Origin of the sequence: Neisseria sp. P0001.S007 (genome assembly GCF_051963655.1) — a bacterium.
GTDB classification, from domain to species: domain Bacteria; phylum Pseudomonadota; class Gammaproteobacteria; order Burkholderiales; family Neisseriaceae; genus Neisseria; species Neisseria subflava_A.
In genome coordinates, this window is sequence record NZ_JBQCUB010000002.1 from 256,183 (window position 1) to 270,967 (window position 14,785).

The following is a 14,785-nucleotide window of genomic DNA, read 5'->3' on the forward strand; positions in this document are numbered from 1 at the left end:
CTTAAAATAGGGCTTCCATTCTATAAAAACCCACCTCATTACTCAATAATAATTCTTATTTTCTAATAAAAAGGCCGTCTGAAACCCAACGATATTTTTCAGACGGCCTGATTGACCTGTATAATATTTTCTTATTAATAAAACCGCTTTACACACCCATCAAATGGAAACCGTCAGAAAAGATCCGCTCGGCTCGGCATGGATGGTTATTGCCGCGCTCGGCTTTACCGTCATGAACCTCTCCGTCAAAGCCACCTCTACACATTTCGGCTTTTCCAGCGGCGAGCTGGTCTTCTGGCGCATGCTGGTCTCCACCCTGTTCTTAGGCATCATAGCCAAAGCGCAAGGCAACACATTTTCCACGCCGCATTGGAAAACCCATCTCAACCGCAGCGTCATCGGCACGCTTGCCATGATGTGCACGTTTTATTCCGTCATGCATCTGCCGCTGGCAACAGGCGTCACACTCAACTACACCTCCTCCATCTGGCTGGCCATTTTTTCATTTTTCATTTTAAAAGAACGAATTACGCTTTATACCCAAGCCATCTTGGTTATGGGCTTTATCGGCGTTATCCTCTTGCTCAACCCATCTTTTCAAGGCGGGCAGGAATTTGCCGCGCTGGTCAGTTTGGCAGGTGGCGCCATGTCGGGCTGGGCGTATTTGCAAGTGCGCGAACTCTCGCTTTTAGGCGAGCCGGGCTGGCGCGTGGTGTTTTATCTGTCGCTTACCGGCCTGATTATGGGCGCAGTCTGGAGTACCATCACAGGCTGGCATCCACTAACTATCTCTTCCCTGCCCTATCTGGCCGGCATCGGCATCTCCGCCATGATTGCCCAACTGGCCATGACCCGCGCCTATAAGGTCGGCAAGAAATTTACCGTTGCCTCGCTTTCCTACCTGACCGTCGTTTTCTCCGCCCTATCCGGCGTACTGCTTTTCGGCGATAAAATCACTTGGCAGGAAGCCGCCGGCATGGTTATCATTGTTGCAGGCGGCGTGTTCAGCAGCTTTACTCCGGCCTCAATCAAAAAATTTCTGATGAAGCAATAATTTAACAAGGAGAACACCATGATTTCCATCCGCGAACAATCTTACGGCTTAAACGTAGCGCTGTACAACGAGTTCACTTTGGACGATTTCCGCCAATTGGAAGAAGCCTTGTTAGCCGCGAAACAAAAAATCCATCTGCCCGACATCCTGTTGGACTTGTCCATGCTGAAAGACTTCACCATCGATATGGCGGTCGAGCAAATCAAATTTCTCAACCAACACGAAACCGACTTCGGCCGCGTTGCCGTCATTACCGACGACATTTGGATTAAACTCGGCGCGCGCCTTTCCAGCCTCCTGACCAACCAACATCCCAAATATTTCAGCGACGCTGCCGAAGCACAGGCTTGGTTGTTGGCAAGCAATTTGAAATAAAGATAAGGCCGTCTGAACGTATTATCTGAGCAAATTCAAAACCGCTTAGACTCAAACAACGGCATGACGACATCTGTCAAAGCATAAAAAAGGCCGTCTGAAACCTTGCAACCTGCAACGTTTCAGACGGCCTTTCATCGTTTTTATTCAAAAACTTACATCACATCCAATACATCAATGCCCAACAACTCCAAGCCTTGTTTCAGCGTGTCGCCGGTCAGCTTCGCCAGTTGCAGGCGGCTGTTTCGGGTTGCGCCTTCTGATTTCAGGATTGGGCAGGCTTCGTAGAAGCGGCTGAACAGAGTGGCGATTTGATAGAGGTAGGCGGCGAGGTAGTGCGGATACGCAGTATCTGCCACACTTTGCAGTACGTCTTCAAATTTCAGCAGCTCGGCGGCCAGTTGTTTTTCCAAAGGTTCGGTCAAAACGGTTGGCGCAGTTGCGTCCCATTCGCCTGCTTTGCGGAATACGCTTTGTACGCGTGTGTAGGCGTATTGCAGATAGGGGGCGGTGTTGCCCTCAAACGAAAGCATGGCGTCCCAGTCGAACACATAATCGCTGGTGCGGTTTTTGCTCAAATCGGCGTATTTGACCGCGCCGATGCCGACGGTTTTACCGATTTTTCCTGCTTCGTCTGTGCCCAATTCAGGATTTTTCTCTTTTACCAAAGCAGTGGCGCGCTCGACAGCTTCGGTCAGCAGGTCAACCAGTTTTACGGTGTCGCCGCTGCGTGTTTTGAACGGTTTGCCGTCTTTGCCCATCATGGTACCGAAGCCGATAAACTCGGCTTTTACATCTTCCGGCAGATAGCCTGCTTTGCGGGAAGTGGTAAAGAGTTGCTCAAAGTGCAGGGCTTGGCGGTGGTCGACGACGTACAGCAGGCGGTCTGCATGAAGCGTGCCGACACGGTAACGCAAACACGCCAAGTCGGTGGAAGCATAAAGGAAGCCGCCGCCTTGTTTTTGCACGATAAATGCGGCAGGTTCGCCCTCTTTGTTTTTGAACTCGTCCAAGAACACGACTTTCGCGCCGTCGTCTTCGACTGCCAAACCTTTTTCGACCAAATCATCGACCACAGGCTGCAAATCGTCGTTGTATTTAGATTCGCCCGCCACGTCTTCAGGGCGCAGTTTCAAGCCCAGCGTGTCATAAACGGCTTGGGCGTGCGAGAGCGAAATATCGACAAACTGTTTCCACAACGTCAATACGGTTTCATCGCCGCCTTGCAGTTTCACAACGTATTCGCGCGCGGTGTCAGCAAAGGCAGGATCTTCGTCAAAGCGCACTTTGGCGGCGCGGTAAAACTGCTCCAAATCCGCCAGTTCAAATGCAGCATTGTCTTTTTGCTGCTCAACCAAATAAGCAACCAACATGCCAAACTGCGTACCCCAGTCGCCGACGTGGTTTTGGCGGATAACGGTGTTGCCCATAAATTCCAACACGCGCGAAATGCTGTCGCCGATAATGCTGGAACGTAGATGGCCGACGTGCATTTCTTTGGCCAGATTAGGCGAAGAATAGTCGATAACGACGGTTTGCGGTTTATCGGTTTTTGCTACGCCGAAACGCGCGTCGTTCAAGGCCGTCTGAATGTTTTGAGCGAGAAATTCAGGACGTAGGCGCAGGTTGATAAAGCCCGGGCCGGCTACTTCCGCGCTTTCAATCACGGCATTATCTGCCAATGCTTCGGCCACTTTTTGCGCCAACTCGCGCGGATTTTGTTTGGTTTTTTTCGCCGCACCCATTACGCCGTTGATTTGGAAATCGCCGTGTTCGGCATTCTTGGTCGGCTGCAAAACAACGGGGCTGTCGGCAATGCCTGCAGCGGCAAAGGCGGCGGCGGCTTCGCGTTCGACGGTTTGGTATAAATTCATGTTGTCGGTCTCTATCAATTCAAATCAGGCGGTATTTTAAAAGAATTTCGGGCTTTAAAACAGGGCAAGCTGCAATACTTTTCCAGCGGCTTGTTATATGATTGCATTCTGATTCAACGATTTTGCTGTAAAGGCCGTCTGAAAGGAAAAGCCATGAACCCGAAAAATACGCTTTGTCTGATTGTCGATATTCAAGAACGCCTGCTGCCCGCCCTTTCCGGCACGGACGAAATGTTGGAACGCTGCCGCCTGCTGATTCAAGGTTTGACGGCTTTGGACGTACCCTTTGCCGTAACCGAACAATATCCGAAAGGTTTGGGCAACACCGTATCCGCCGTATCGCTGCTGTTGCCCGAAGGCACGCCGGTTGTCGAGAAAACCCGATTTTCAGCGTTTTTACCCGAAATTCAAGAAATATTACGCAAAAACGACATCAAAAACGTTATTTTAGTTGGAGCAGAAGCGCATATCTGTATGCTTCAGACGGCCTTGGATTTGAAAGCGCAAGGTTACGCCGTATCCCTGCCTTTCGAATGCACCGCCTCGCGCACAACGGCCAACCGCGACAATAGTTTGGCGCAAATGAGCCGTCAAGGCATTATCGTTTCCAATGTCGAAAGTATTTTGTTCCAACTGCTCGGCGATGCCAAACATCCGGCCTTTAAGACTATCTCCAAACTGATTCAATAACAGGCCGTCTGAAATGCAATACACCATCCGCCCTGCCCTGCGCCAAGACTTGCCCGCCATCGTCGATATTTACAACAGCACCGTGGCCACGCGCCAATCCACCGCCGATTTGTCGCCGACCACGGTTGCCGAGCGTGAAATATGGTTTGCCGCGCACACGGACAAACGCCCGATCTACGCCCTTTACGATGCCGACGGCACCGTATTGGCATGGGGCAGTTTCAGTGACTACCATCCGCGCTACGCCTACCACATCAGCGCGGAAGTCAGCATTTATGTCCGCCACGATATGCGCGGCGCAGGCGTGGGCAAAATCCTGTTGCGGCACATGCTCGAACGCGCATCGTCCTTAGACATCCGCAACGTCATCGCGCTTGTGTTCGGCCACAACTATCCGAGCCTAAACCTGTTTCACCGTTTCGGATTTGAAGAGTGGGGGCGGCTGCCGCAAGTCTGCGATTTGGAAACCATGTTGGCAGACGTGGTGATTTTGGGTAAAAAGATTGTGGATTGATTACGACAAAGGCCGTCTGAAAACTGAATTCAGACAGCCTTTTTACGGTAAAACCTTTATTCCGGTTTCTTCGCCAGCATGGTGACGAATTTAAACTGAATCGGATTGCCGAATTCGTCTTTCGCGTGCATCGAGCCCAGCTCTTCCTTGTATTCCACCAATTCCCAATCTTTATAGTATTCGCGCAGTTCTCCCTCGCCAAACTTGAACGGGAACGGCATCGGGCAAGGGAAATCTTCCGTATCCATCGCAGACACGATCAGGTTGTAGCCACCGGGGTTAGTGTGTTCCTTCATATTGGCAATCACGTCAGGAACGTAACGCGGCATCAAGAACATAAACACCACGGTCGCCACCATATAATCGAAGTTTTCCTGAATATTGGCGGCGTTGAGGTCGTATTCAAACGCGCGGACATTCAGTTCTTCAATACGAGCTAGCTCTTCCACGTTTTGAACCGCGTTCGGATTATTATCGACAGCGGTAACGTCAAAACCTTTCAAACCCAAATACAGCGCATTGCGGCCCTGACCGCAGCCCATATCCAAAACTTTGCCGACAGGCACAATGCCTTCGGTGGCGCAGACGGCCGAATGTGTAGCGCTCATGCCGTATTTCTTATTGAAATAATCCGCCGCCTCGCAGTAAAACGACAGTTGAATTTCCGTATCTTGCGTTTGCGGCGCGATAAAGTGCCATGCTTGCGGATGGATAATCCAATCGCCGCTTTCAGGCGTCAACTCGTGAGTAGCCGTAATATTGCCCGCTTCGTCCACTTCGTTGAAGTTCAGACGGCCTTGGAGGACATTGAGGCAGCCCCAAGTACCGGCGGCAGTATTGTGTTTGGACAACAAGGCTTCGGGAATCTCGTCCGCCGTCCACACCGGCATCTGTTTGTAACAAAACAATTCTTGCTGTTCGCTCATCATGTTTCCTTTCTATTTTGACGGTTTCAACACGGCTTCTGCCAAGGCTTTTTGAATGGCAATCACGCTCTTGTCGCTTTTAAACTGCAAGGTTTCAGTCGGCGCTTCGCCGGAAGAAACCCAAATCTTCAGCTCGGCATCCAAATCGAAATGACCCGAGGTTTCTACCGAAAAGCGCGATACTGAACGGTACGGAATCGAACGGTAAGACACTTTCTTGCCGGTCAAACCCTGCTTGTCCACCAACACCAGCCGATATTCGGTAAACACAATCAAATCGCGCACCAGGCTGAATGCCATTTTTACCTGTTCGCCATCAATCAGGATATTCGCCAAATCGCGTTCCACCGCATCGGCGTCTTTTTGCGAAGCATTGCCCAAAAGGCCGCTGAACAATCCCATATCTGCCTGCTTTCTATACGAGTGATAAGTGCAGGGTATTTTACACGCGCAAACCGTATTTGCCGATATTTCAGACGGCATTTGCCGATATTTCAGACGGCCTTATGTTATGATACCGCCTTATTCGACAAAGACATGCCCATGGATAAACCCGTTTACCTCTACACAGACGGCGCATGCAAAGGCAACCCCGGCGCAGGCGGCTGGGGGGTATTTATGCGCTACGGCACACACGAAAAAGAATTGTTCGGCGGCGAAGCCGAAACCACCAACAACCGCATGGAGCTGACCGCCGTCATCGAAGGACTGAAATCCTTAAAACGCCGCTGCCAAGTCGTCATCTGCACCGACTCGCAATACGTCAAAAACGGCATGGAAAGCTGGATACACGGCTGGAAAAAAAACGGCTGGAAAACCACCGCCAAAAAACCGGTCAAAAACGACGATTTATGGAAAGAGCTGGATAGTTTGGTTCAACAGCACGATGTCCGCTGGACGTGGGTAAAAGGCCACGCCGGACACCCTGAAAACGAAAAAGCCGACGAGCTTGCCAATCAAGGGGCGGCAAAATTTTTATAACACTTCATCCATGACTGCACTCAAACATCTCAAGCCGTTGTTTTGGATTGCCGTCATTGCATTGGTTTGTGTGACGCCAATGGCACTTAATGTTCGCCTATTCGCCGTTTCATGATGTCAATGATTTTTTTCGCTTTGGCTTGTGTGATCACGTTAAAAGTGCCGAAGAATGTGCCGACTGAATCACGCCCTCCTATTTATTTTGGTGGTTTATACCTGAACCGTGGCTTTTCGCATTCATATCTCTGACTGCTATTTACCTCATTCTAAAAATCCTGATGGCAATCATCCGATTCCTATTCAGACTGAGAAAGAAAAACCCATGACCTGCCCCATCTGCACTGCCGACAACGAAGACATTTTGCTGCAAACGCCAAACCTGCGCGTCATCGCCGTCCACAACGAAGCCGGCGCACCCGCATTCTGCCGCGTTATTTGGAATGACCATGTTTCCGAGATGACCGACCTTTCCTCTGCCGAACGCAACGAAATCATGGAAATGGTGTATCAGGTTGAAGCCGCAATGCGCCAAGTCTTCCACCCGGCCAAAATCAATTTGGCCAGCCTCGGCAATGTTGTGCCCCACCTGCATTGGCACGTCATCGCCCGCTTTGAAAACGACGCCAACTTCCCCGCGCCGATTTGGGCCGCGCCCGTACGCGAACACGGTATGTCCTTGCCCGAAAATTGGCCGCAACAAATCAAAAACTTAATCGCTTAAACTTTCAGACGGCCTGTAAGGTCCGACACGCCAAGTTCAGGCCGTCTGAACATATAACGAAAGGAAAACCTCAATGAACTCCACCACGCGCCGCCATTTCCTGCGTACCTGCTCTGCCGCGGCAGGCGCAGGGTTGTTGCAGGCCTGCGGCACAGGCACGACCACCACGCCGCAAACCAAAACCACTTCCACCACCGCGAAAGCCAAAACCGTGCAACCTAAGCAATCCCATCCGCCACGTTCCGGCGACAACCTCCTGCGCGTTGTTGCGCCGTCAGGCTTCGCCGAAGACCCCAACCGCGTGACCACCGGCCTGACCCGCCTCTACAACGCAGGCTTTACTGTGACCAACCAACAGGCAGGCAGCCGCCGTTACCAACGCTTTGCCGGCAGCGACGCCCAACGCTCTGCCGACTTCCAAGACGTTGCCAGCGGCCGCGTCGAAACGCCTAAAGTCTTGATGGGCCTGCGCGGTGGCTACGGCGCGGCACGCATCCTGCCGCAAATTGACTTTGCCTCACTCGGCGCCAGAATGCGCGAACGCGGCACATTGTTCTTCGGTTTCAGCGACGTGTGCGCCGTCCAACTCGCCCTGTTGGCCAAAGGCAATATGATGAGCTTTGCAGGCCCGATGGTGTATAGCGAATTCGGCAAAGCTGACCCCAGCGTCTTTACCATGGATTCCTTTATCCGCGGCACGACCAACAACGTCAACATCGTTGATGTCCCAACCATCCAACGCGCCGATGTCAACGTCGAAGGCACATTGTGGGGCGGCAACCTCAGCGTTCTCGCCTCCCTCGCCGGCACGCCCTACATGCCCGATATTCAAGGCGGCATCCTCTTTATCGAAGACGTCAGCGAGCAACCCTACCGCATCGAGCGTATGCTCAATACGCTTTATCTGTCAGGTGTTTTGCAAAAACAACGCGCCATCATCTTCGGCGATTTCCGCATGGGCACCATCCGCGACGTGTACGACTCCAGCTACGATTTCTCCGCCGTAGTCAATCACATTTCGCGCACCGCCAAGATTCCTGTGTTGACCGGCTTCCCATTCGGCCACATCACCAACAAAACCACTTTCCCGTTGGGCGCGCATGCTAAAGTCCGCAGTACCGGCAACGGCGGTTATTCCGTCACCTTCAGCGGCTATCCTACACTGAACCCTTCCGCGCTGACACTCGACAACCTGCTGCCGCCTCCTGTTCCGACTTACGACAGTACTATCTACCGCGACAGCATTACTGAAGAAGTCACCGAATAAGGCTTGTTCAAATCAAAAGGCCGTCTGAAACCCAGTTTCAGACGGCCTTTTTATATCTTCATCTTAACCGTAACGCCGTTGAAAATCTTTCATAAAGTCGGCCAACGCGTTTACACCTTCAAGCGGCATCGCATTGTAAATGCTGGCACGCATACCGCCGACGGTTTTATAGCCTTTGAGCAGGCACAAGCCCTGCAACTCGGCTTCCAACACAAAGCGACGATCCAAGTCTTCGCTTGCGGTTTTGAAGACCACATTCATTTTGGAGCGCGCATCAGGATGAATATCGTTGATGTAAAAACCGCCGCTGCCGTCTATCGTCTCATACAAGGTTTGCGCCTTTATTCGATTGACCGCTTCAATTTTTTTCACACCACCCTGCGTTTGCAGCCAGCGGAACACCAAACCCGACATATAAATCGCATAGGTGGACGGCGTGTTGTACATACCGTCGCGGTTGATGTGAGAGCGGTAGTTGAACACATCGGGAATATCGTTTGGACAACGCTCCAGCAAATCCTCGCGGATAATGACCACGGTCGCACCGGCAGGGCCGATATTTTTTTGTGCGCCTGCATAAATCAAGCCGTAATCGGATACATTAAACTCACGCGACAAAATCTCGCTCGACATATCGCACACCAGCGGCGGCAGGCCGTCTGAAAGTTTGGGGACGTTTTGATACTGCAAGCCGTTTACGGTTTCATTAATCGCAAAATGAACAAACGCAGAATTCGGATTGACATCCCAATCCTCTACCGCAGGCAGGTTTTTATAGGCATATTGCTCGCCGCCATGCGCGGCCAAACGGATTTCGGCATTGCTCAAACGGCTCATCTGTTCATAGGCAATACGGCTCCAGTTGCCCGTTACCACCGAGTCGGCAGTCGCAAAACCGTGCGCCAAATTCATGGCTACCATATTAAATTGCGTGGTCGCACCGCCCTGTAAAAACAGGATTTTATAGTTGGACGGAATATTCAAAAGTTGGCGCAAGTCTTGTTCGGCATGATGCAGAATACTCAAAAACATATCCGAACGGTGGCTCATCGCCATCACGGGAAAACCCGTACCGTTGTAGTCGAGCATTTCCTGTTGCGCGGTACGCAATACGGCTTCCGGCAATACGGCAGGACCTGCGGAAAAATTGTAAATCGGGTGTGCGGACATGGCGGCCTTCTTTCTTATTCGGTGGGTATGAAGAAATTGTAGAACCGCCTTGCACATTGTGCAAGCACGAAAAATCTGGAAATACAAGGCCGTCTGAAAATAAAGCAATACCAATTATTTGTTTTTCAAAACAATTTCATAAGTACTATATCAAAACTTGTCAACAATTTCCTTTTCAGACGGTCTCACCCCTATCCTTCCATTTACGCAATCACTTCAAAAAATCCACGCCAAATCAACACTTTTCTTTTATCTTGAAAACAGTTATAATAGGCCAATTTTTCAAATCACACGAAAAATGGCCGCGCGGCCATTTTTTTGTTTATGTACTTCTGGAGAAGCATGGATATTCAAAGCATTCTTGATAAAACCCTGCCCGGCTTGGGCTACGAGCTGGTCGATTTCGAACTGACCGCACAAGGCGATTTACGCGTTTTCATCGATAAAGAAGGCGGCATCACCGTCGAAGACTGCGCCACTGTCAGCAACCATCTGAGCCGCGTGTTTATGGTTGAAGACATCGACTACAAACGTTTGGAAATCTCCAGCCCTGGCCTTGACCGTCCGCTGAAAAAAGCCGCCGACTTCGTGCGCTTTGCCGGCCAGAACGCCAAAATCAAAACACGCCTGCCGATTGATGGTCAGAAAAACTTCATCGGCCGCATCGAATCTTGCGAAAACGACATCGTTACCGTCTCTTTCGACGGCAAAACTGCCCAAATCGAATTGAGCAACATCGACAAAGCCCGTTTGCGCCCCGAATTTAAATTTTAAAAACCGATTACTTGGAGATTCTAGAAAATGAGTCGCGAAATGTTACAGCTAGCCGAAGCGCTGGCAAGTGAAAAAAATGTTGAAACGGAAGTCGTATTCAAAGCCCTTGAATTCGCCCTCTCTACTGCCGCCAAGAAAAAAGCTGACCGCGAGCACATGGACGTGCGCGTCGAAATCGACCGCGACACCGGCGAATACCAAACCTTCCGCCGCTGGCTGATTGTTGCCGATGAAGACTACACCTACCCCGACGTAGAAAAAACCATCGAGGAAATCCAAGAAGAAATTCCCGGCACTACCATCCAAATCGGCGAATACTACGAAGAGCAGCTGCCAAACGAAGGTTTCGGCCGCCAAGCCGCACAAACTGCCAAACAAATCATCCTGCAACGCATCCGTGATGCGGAGCGCGAGCAAAACCTGAACGAGTTCCTCGCTTCTAAAGAAGACATCGTTTCCGGTACGGTAAAACGTGTCGAGCGCCACGGCATCATCGTTGAAGTCGTCGCGGGCAAACTTGACGCCCTGATTCCGCGCGAGGAAATGATTCCGCGCGAAAACTTCCGCAGCGGCGACCGCATCCGCGCCCTCTTCCTGCGTGTGGACGAAATCGGCAATACCGGCCGCAAACAAGTCATTTTGAGCCGTACCAGCGGCGACTTCTTGGCCAAACTCTACGCCAACGAAGTGCCTGAAATTGCAGACGGCCTGTTGGAAATCCGCGAAGTAGCACGCGACCCCGGCCAACGCGCCAAAGTTGCCGTTAAAGCCAACGACCAACGCATCGACCCGCAAGGTACTTGTATCGGCGTGCGCGGTTCCCGTGTTAACGCCGTGAGCAATGAATTGTCCGGCGAACGCATCGACATCGTATTGTGGTCTCCTGAGCCAGCCCAATTCGTGATGAATGCGCTGTCTCCTGCCGAAGTGAGCCGCATCGTAATTGACGAAGACAAACACGCGGTTGATGTAATCGTTGACGAAAACCAACTGGCGCTGGCCATCGGCCGCGGCGGTCAAAACGTCCGTCTGGCTTCCATCCTGACAGGCTGGCAGCTGAACATCATGACCGTTGAAGAAGCTGACGAGCGCAATGCCGCCGAAGACGCGGTTATCCGCAACCTCTTCACCACCCACTTGAACATCGACGACGAAACCGCCGATATCTTGGTGGAAGAAGGTTTTGCCACTTTGGAAGAAGTTGCTTACGTTCCAGCGGCAGAATTGCTCTCGATTGACGGTTTTGACGAAGAAATCGTTGAAACCCTGCGCAACCGCGCACGCGATGCGATCCTGACCATTACCATCGCCGCAGAAGAAAAACTGGGTGAAGTGTCTGAAGATATGCGCAATTTGGACGGCGTAGATTCCGATATGTTGCGCAAACTGGCCGAAGCCGGCGTTACCCAACGCGATGATCTGGCCGAATTGTCTGTTGACGAATTGGTCGAAATTACCGGTGTTGACGAAGAAGAAGCCAAAAAAGTGATTTTGGCTGCACGCGAACACTGGTTTACTGAAGAAAATAACTAAGGGGGTACTGAATGAGTAATACAACCGTAGCGCAATTTGCCGCCGAACTAAACCGCCCCGTCGATGATTTGCTTAAACAATTGAAAGAAGCCGGGGTCAACAAAAACAGCGGCAATGACAGCATAACCACTGACGACAAACAACTGTTGACTGCTTACCTGCAAAAGAAAAACGGCAGCAACAGCGGCACCATCAGCATCCGCCGCAAAAAAACCGAAGTCAGCACCGTTGACGGCGTAAAAGTGGAAACACGCCGCCGCAGCCGTGCCGTTACCATTCCTTCTTCCGAAGAATTGGCAGCGGAAGCCAAAGCCAAAGTAGCAGCAGAAAACCAAAAAGCCGAAGCAGAAAAAGCAGCCGCTCAAGCTGCTGAAGAAAAAGCCAAAGCTGAAGCAGAAGCTGCTGCAAAAGCCGAAGCTCGTGCCAAAGCAGAGGCCGAAGCAGCCAGACTGAAAGCAGCCAAAGCCGCAACAAAAGCGGAAGGCAAACCTGCCGAAGCCAAAAAAGAAGAAGCCAAACCGGTTGAAGCCGTAGAAGCTAAGACCGAAGCAAAAGTTGAAGCTAAAGCAGACAACAAGCCGTCTGAAAAATCCGTTGAAGCTGAGAAACCAGCAGAAGCCAAAAAACCTGCCAAAGCCAAACAAGACAAAGGCGGCAAAGGCAAAGAAGCGAAAAAGGCAGCCAAACCTGCCGCTCCTGCCGTACCGCAACCTGTCGTCAGCGTGGAAGAACAGGCTCAACGCGATGAAGAAGCCCGTCGTGCCGCCGCCCTGCGTGCGCATCAAGAAGCCTTGTTGAAAGAAAAACAAGAGCGTCAAGCACGCCGTGAAGCCATAAAACAACAGGCCGAGAAAGACTCAAAACCTACTAAAGAAGCCAAATCAGGCGAGCGCAACAAACCTGCCGAGAAAGCCAAAGCAGCATCCGGCGAAGGCAAATCCGAACACAACGCGCGCGGTAAAAAAGAAGACCGTCGTGAGCGTGATGAAGATACTCAAGGCCGCAATGCTAAAGGCAAAGGCGGCAAAGGCGGACGTGACCGCAATGCACGCAACGGCGACGACGAACGCGTACGCGGCGGCAAAAAAGGCAAAAAACTCAAACTTGAGCCAAACCAACACGCCTTCCAAGCGCCGACCGAACCTGTCGTACACGAAGTTTTGGTGCCTGAAACCATTACCGTTGCCGACTTGGCACACAAAATGGCCGTTAAAGGCGTTGAAGTGGTTAAAGCCCTGATGAAAATGGGCATGATGGTAACCATCAACCAATCCATCGACCAAGACACTGCCCTGATTGTGGTGGAAGAACTCGGCCACATCGGCAAACCTGCTGCAGCCGACGACCCTGAAGCATTCCTGGATGAAGGCGTTGAAGCTGTTGAAGCCGAAGCATTGCCGCGTCCTCCGGTTGTTACCGTGATGGGTCACGTTGACCACGGTAAAACTTCCCTGCTGGACTACATCCGCCGCGCCAAAGTGGTACAAGGCGAAGCGGGTGGCATTACCCAACACATCGGTGCATACCACGTTGAAACCCCTCGCGGCGTGATTACTTTCTTGGATACTCCGGGTCACGAAGCGTTTACCGCCATGCGTGCGCGCGGTGCGAAAGCAACCGATATCGTGATTCTTGTGGTTGCAGCCGACGACGGCGTGATGCCGCAAACCATCGAGGCGATTGCTCACGCCAAAGCCGCGGGCGTACCGATGGTGGTTGCCGTCAACAAAATCGATAAAGAAGCCGCCAACCCTGAGCGTATCCGCCAAGAGCTGACCGCACACGAAGTCGTGCCTGACGAATGGGGCGGCGATGTACAGTTCATCGACGTTTCTGCTAAAAAAGGTCTGAACATCGATGCATTGCTCGAAGCCGTCTTGCTCGAAGCTGAAGTTTTGGAACTGACTGCCCAAGTCGATGCACCTGCCAAAGGTATCATCGTTGAGGCACGTTTGGACAAAGGTCGTGGCGCGGTTGCCACCCTCTTGGTACAAAGCGGTACGCTGAAAAAAGGCGATATGCTGCTGGCTGGTACTGCATTCGGTAAAATCCGTGCGATGGTTGACGAAAACGGCAAAGCCATTAATGAAGCCGGCCCGTCTATCCCTGTCGAAATCCTCGGCTTGTCCGACGTACCGAACGCAGGCGAAGATGCAATGGTATTGGCCGACGAGAAAAAAGCGCGCGAAATCGCCCTCTTCCGTCAAGGCAAATACCGTGATGTACGCTTGGCCAAACAACAGGCCGCGAAACTGGAAAACATGTTCAACAACATGGGCGAAAACCAAGCCCAATCCTTGTCTGTCATCATCAAGGCAGACGTACAAGGTTCTTACGAAGCTTTGGCGGGCAGCCTGAAAAAACTGTCCACCGACGAAGTGAAAGTGAACGTGTTGCACAGCGGCGTTGGCGGCATTACCGAATCTGATGTCAACTTGGCCATTGCTTCCGGCGCATTCATCATCGGCTTTAACGTCCGTGCAGATGCTTCCGCACGCAAACTGGCTGAGAATGAAAACGTGGAAATCCGTTACTACAACATCATTTACGATGCCATCGACGATGTGAAAGCCGCCATGAGCGGTATGCTCTCTCCGGAAGAGAAAGAGCAAGTAACCGGCACGGTCGAAATCCGTCAGGTTATCTCCGTTTCCAAAGTCGGCAATATTGCAGGCTGTATGGTTACCGACGGTGTGGTCAAACGCGATTCCCATGTCCGCCTCATCCGCAACAACGTGGTTATCCATACCGGCGAGCTGTCTTCTTTGAAACGCTACAAAGACGACGTCAAAGAAGTCCGCATGGGCTTCGAGTGTGGTCTGATGCTCAAAGGCTACAACGAAATTATGGAAGGCGACCAACTCGAATGTTTCGACATCGTCGAAGTTGCCCGTACTCTGTAATCA

General features: G+C 51.6%; 14 protein-coding genes. 10 read left to right on the forward strand and 4 right to left on the reverse strand.

Features of this window, described 5'->3' with window-relative positions; all coding sequences use genetic code 11:
- Positions 1–163 precede the first annotated feature (163 nt).
- Positions 164–1,054 carry a DMT family transporter gene (locus tag ACTHRE_RS03575; protein ID WP_377072143.1) on the forward strand — a complete coding sequence of 297 codons (891 nt, stop codon included), beginning with the start codon at positions 164–166 and terminating at the stop codon, positions 1,052–1,054.
- Positions 1,055–1,072: 18 nt separating this feature from the next.
- Complete coding sequence (locus ACTHRE_RS03580) at positions 1,073–1,429, forward strand: STAS/SEC14 domain-containing protein (protein WP_063067994.1); 357 nt, start codon at positions 1,073–1,075, stop codon at positions 1,427–1,429.
- 155 nt (positions 1,430–1,584) lie between these two features.
- Here ACTHRE_RS03580 and argS read toward each other — a convergent pair whose 3' ends face one another.
- On the reverse strand, positions 1,585–3,303 hold the full coding sequence (argS, locus tag ACTHRE_RS03585) for an arginine--tRNA ligase (protein ID WP_377072141.1): 1,719 nt from the start codon (positions 3,301–3,303) through the stop codon (positions 1,585–1,587).
- 153 nt (positions 3,304–3,456) lie between these two features.
- Here argS and ACTHRE_RS03590 point away from each other — a divergent pair, with 153 nt between their 5' ends.
- Both ACTHRE_RS03590 and ACTHRE_RS03595 read left to right on the forward strand, forming a co-directional pair.
- Complete coding sequence (locus ACTHRE_RS03590) at positions 3,457–3,993, forward strand: isochorismatase family protein (protein ID WP_107792464.1); 537 nt, start codon at positions 3,457–3,459, stop codon at positions 3,991–3,993.
- 13 nt (positions 3,994–4,006) lie between these two features.
- Complete coding sequence (locus ACTHRE_RS03595) at positions 4,007–4,507, forward strand: GNAT family N-acetyltransferase (protein WP_377072138.1); 501 nt, start codon at positions 4,007–4,009, stop codon at positions 4,505–4,507.
- Between the two features lie 56 nt (positions 4,508–4,563).
- Here the strand turns inward: ACTHRE_RS03595 and tehB are convergent, their stop codons facing one another.
- Complete coding sequence (gene tehB, locus ACTHRE_RS03600) at positions 4,564–5,433, reverse strand: SAM-dependent methyltransferase TehB (protein ID WP_377072137.1); 870 nt, start codon at positions 5,431–5,433, stop codon at positions 4,564–4,566.
- Between the two features lie 12 nt (positions 5,434–5,445).
- Positions 5,446–5,835 (reverse strand): PH domain-containing protein, encoded by a 390-nt coding sequence (locus ACTHRE_RS03605; RefSeq protein WP_003678731.1) that lies wholly within the window; start codon positions 5,833–5,835, stop codon positions 5,446–5,448.
- 141 nt (positions 5,836–5,976) lie between these two features.
- Here ACTHRE_RS03605 and rnhA point away from each other — a divergent pair, with 141 nt between their 5' ends.
- From rnhA to ACTHRE_RS03620, 3 genes are all read left to right on the forward strand, one after another.
- The gene (gene rnhA, locus ACTHRE_RS03610; protein WP_377072135.1) at positions 5,977–6,414 is read left to right on the forward strand and encodes a ribonuclease HI; all 438 of its coding nucleotides are present in this window, start codon (positions 5,977–5,979) and stop codon (positions 6,412–6,414) included.
- A gap of 322 nt (positions 6,415–6,736) precedes the next feature.
- Entirely contained in the window at positions 6,737–7,135 is a 399-nt protein-coding gene (locus tag ACTHRE_RS03615) for an HIT family protein (protein ID WP_377072133.1), read from the forward strand.
- A 73-nt stretch (positions 7,136–7,208) separates the two neighbouring features.
- Entirely contained in the window at positions 7,209–8,402 is a 1,194-nt protein-coding gene (locus tag ACTHRE_RS03620; protein ID WP_377072131.1) for an LD-carboxypeptidase, read from the forward strand.
- A gap of 63 nt (positions 8,403–8,465) precedes the next feature.
- Here the strand turns inward: ACTHRE_RS03620 and serC are convergent, their stop codons facing one another.
- Positions 8,466–9,572 carry a phosphoserine transaminase gene (gene serC, locus ACTHRE_RS03625; RefSeq protein ID WP_377072129.1) on the reverse strand — a complete coding sequence of 369 codons (1,107 nt, stop codon included), beginning with the start codon at positions 9,570–9,572 and terminating at the stop codon, positions 8,466–8,468.
- Positions 9,573–9,914: 342 nt separating this feature from the next.
- Here serC and rimP point away from each other — a divergent pair, with 342 nt between their 5' ends.
- Genes rimP through infB form a run of 3 tightly spaced genes read left to right on the forward strand, consistent with a single transcriptional unit; the run spans position 9,915 to position 14,782 of the window.
- Positions 9,915–10,346, forward strand: a complete 432-nt coding sequence (gene rimP, locus ACTHRE_RS03630; protein WP_003685973.1) for a ribosome maturation factor RimP — start codon at positions 9,915–9,917, stop codon at positions 10,344–10,346.
- A 27-nt stretch (positions 10,347–10,373) separates the two neighbouring features.
- Positions 10,374–11,879: a transcription termination factor NusA gene (gene nusA, locus ACTHRE_RS03635; protein ID WP_003678742.1), complete on the forward strand. Its 1,506-nt coding sequence runs from the start codon at positions 10,374–10,376 to the stop codon at positions 11,877–11,879.
- 11 nt (positions 11,880–11,890) lie between these two features.
- The gene (infB, locus tag ACTHRE_RS03640) at positions 11,891–14,782 is read left to right on the forward strand and encodes a translation initiation factor IF-2 (RefSeq protein ID WP_377072127.1); all 2,892 of its coding nucleotides are present in this window, start codon (positions 11,891–11,893) and stop codon (positions 14,780–14,782) included.
- The last annotated feature ends 3 nt before the right edge of the window (positions 14,783–14,785 follow it).

Coding starts and splice junctions, on each gene's coding strand:
- ACTHRE_RS03620 (WP_377072131.1), top strand. CDS start 7,209: ATGAACTCCACCACGCGCCGCCATTTCCTGCGTACCTGCTCTGCCGCG.
- nusA (WP_003678742.1), top strand. CDS start 10,374: ATGAGTCGCGAAATGTTACAGCTAGCCGAAGCGCTGGCAAGTGAAAAA.
- serC (WP_377072129.1), bottom strand. CDS start 9,572: ATGTCCGCACACCCGATTTACAATTTTTCCGCAGGTCCTGCCGTATTG.
- ACTHRE_RS03615 (WP_377072133.1), top strand. CDS start 6,737: ATGACCTGCCCCATCTGCACTGCCGACAACGAAGACATTTTGCTGCAA.
- ACTHRE_RS03590 (WP_107792464.1), top strand. CDS start 3,457: ATGAACCCGAAAAATACGCTTTGTCTGATTGTCGATATTCAAGAACGC.
- tehB (WP_377072137.1), bottom strand. CDS start 5,433: ATGAGCGAACAGCAAGAATTGTTTTGTTACAAACAGATGCCGGTGTGG.
- rimP (WP_003685973.1), top strand. CDS start 9,915: ATGGATATTCAAAGCATTCTTGATAAAACCCTGCCCGGCTTGGGCTAC.
- argS (WP_377072141.1), bottom strand. CDS start 3,303: ATGAATTTATACCAAACCGTCGAACGCGAAGCCGCCGCCGCCTTTGCC.
- ACTHRE_RS03595 (WP_377072138.1), top strand. CDS start 4,007: ATGCAATACACCATCCGCCCTGCCCTGCGCCAAGACTTGCCCGCCATC.
- ACTHRE_RS03580 (WP_063067994.1), top strand. CDS start 1,073: ATGATTTCCATCCGCGAACAATCTTACGGCTTAAACGTAGCGCTGTAC.
- infB (WP_377072127.1), top strand. CDS start 11,891: ATGAGTAATACAACCGTAGCGCAATTTGCCGCCGAACTAAACCGCCCC.
- ACTHRE_RS03575 (WP_377072143.1), top strand. CDS start 164: ATGGAAACCGTCAGAAAAGATCCGCTCGGCTCGGCATGGATGGTTATT.
- rnhA (WP_377072135.1), top strand. CDS start 5,977: ATGGATAAACCCGTTTACCTCTACACAGACGGCGCATGCAAAGGCAAC.
- ACTHRE_RS03605 (WP_003678731.1), bottom strand. CDS start 5,835: ATGGGATTGTTCAGCGGCCTTTTGGGCAATGCTTCGCAAAAAGACGCC.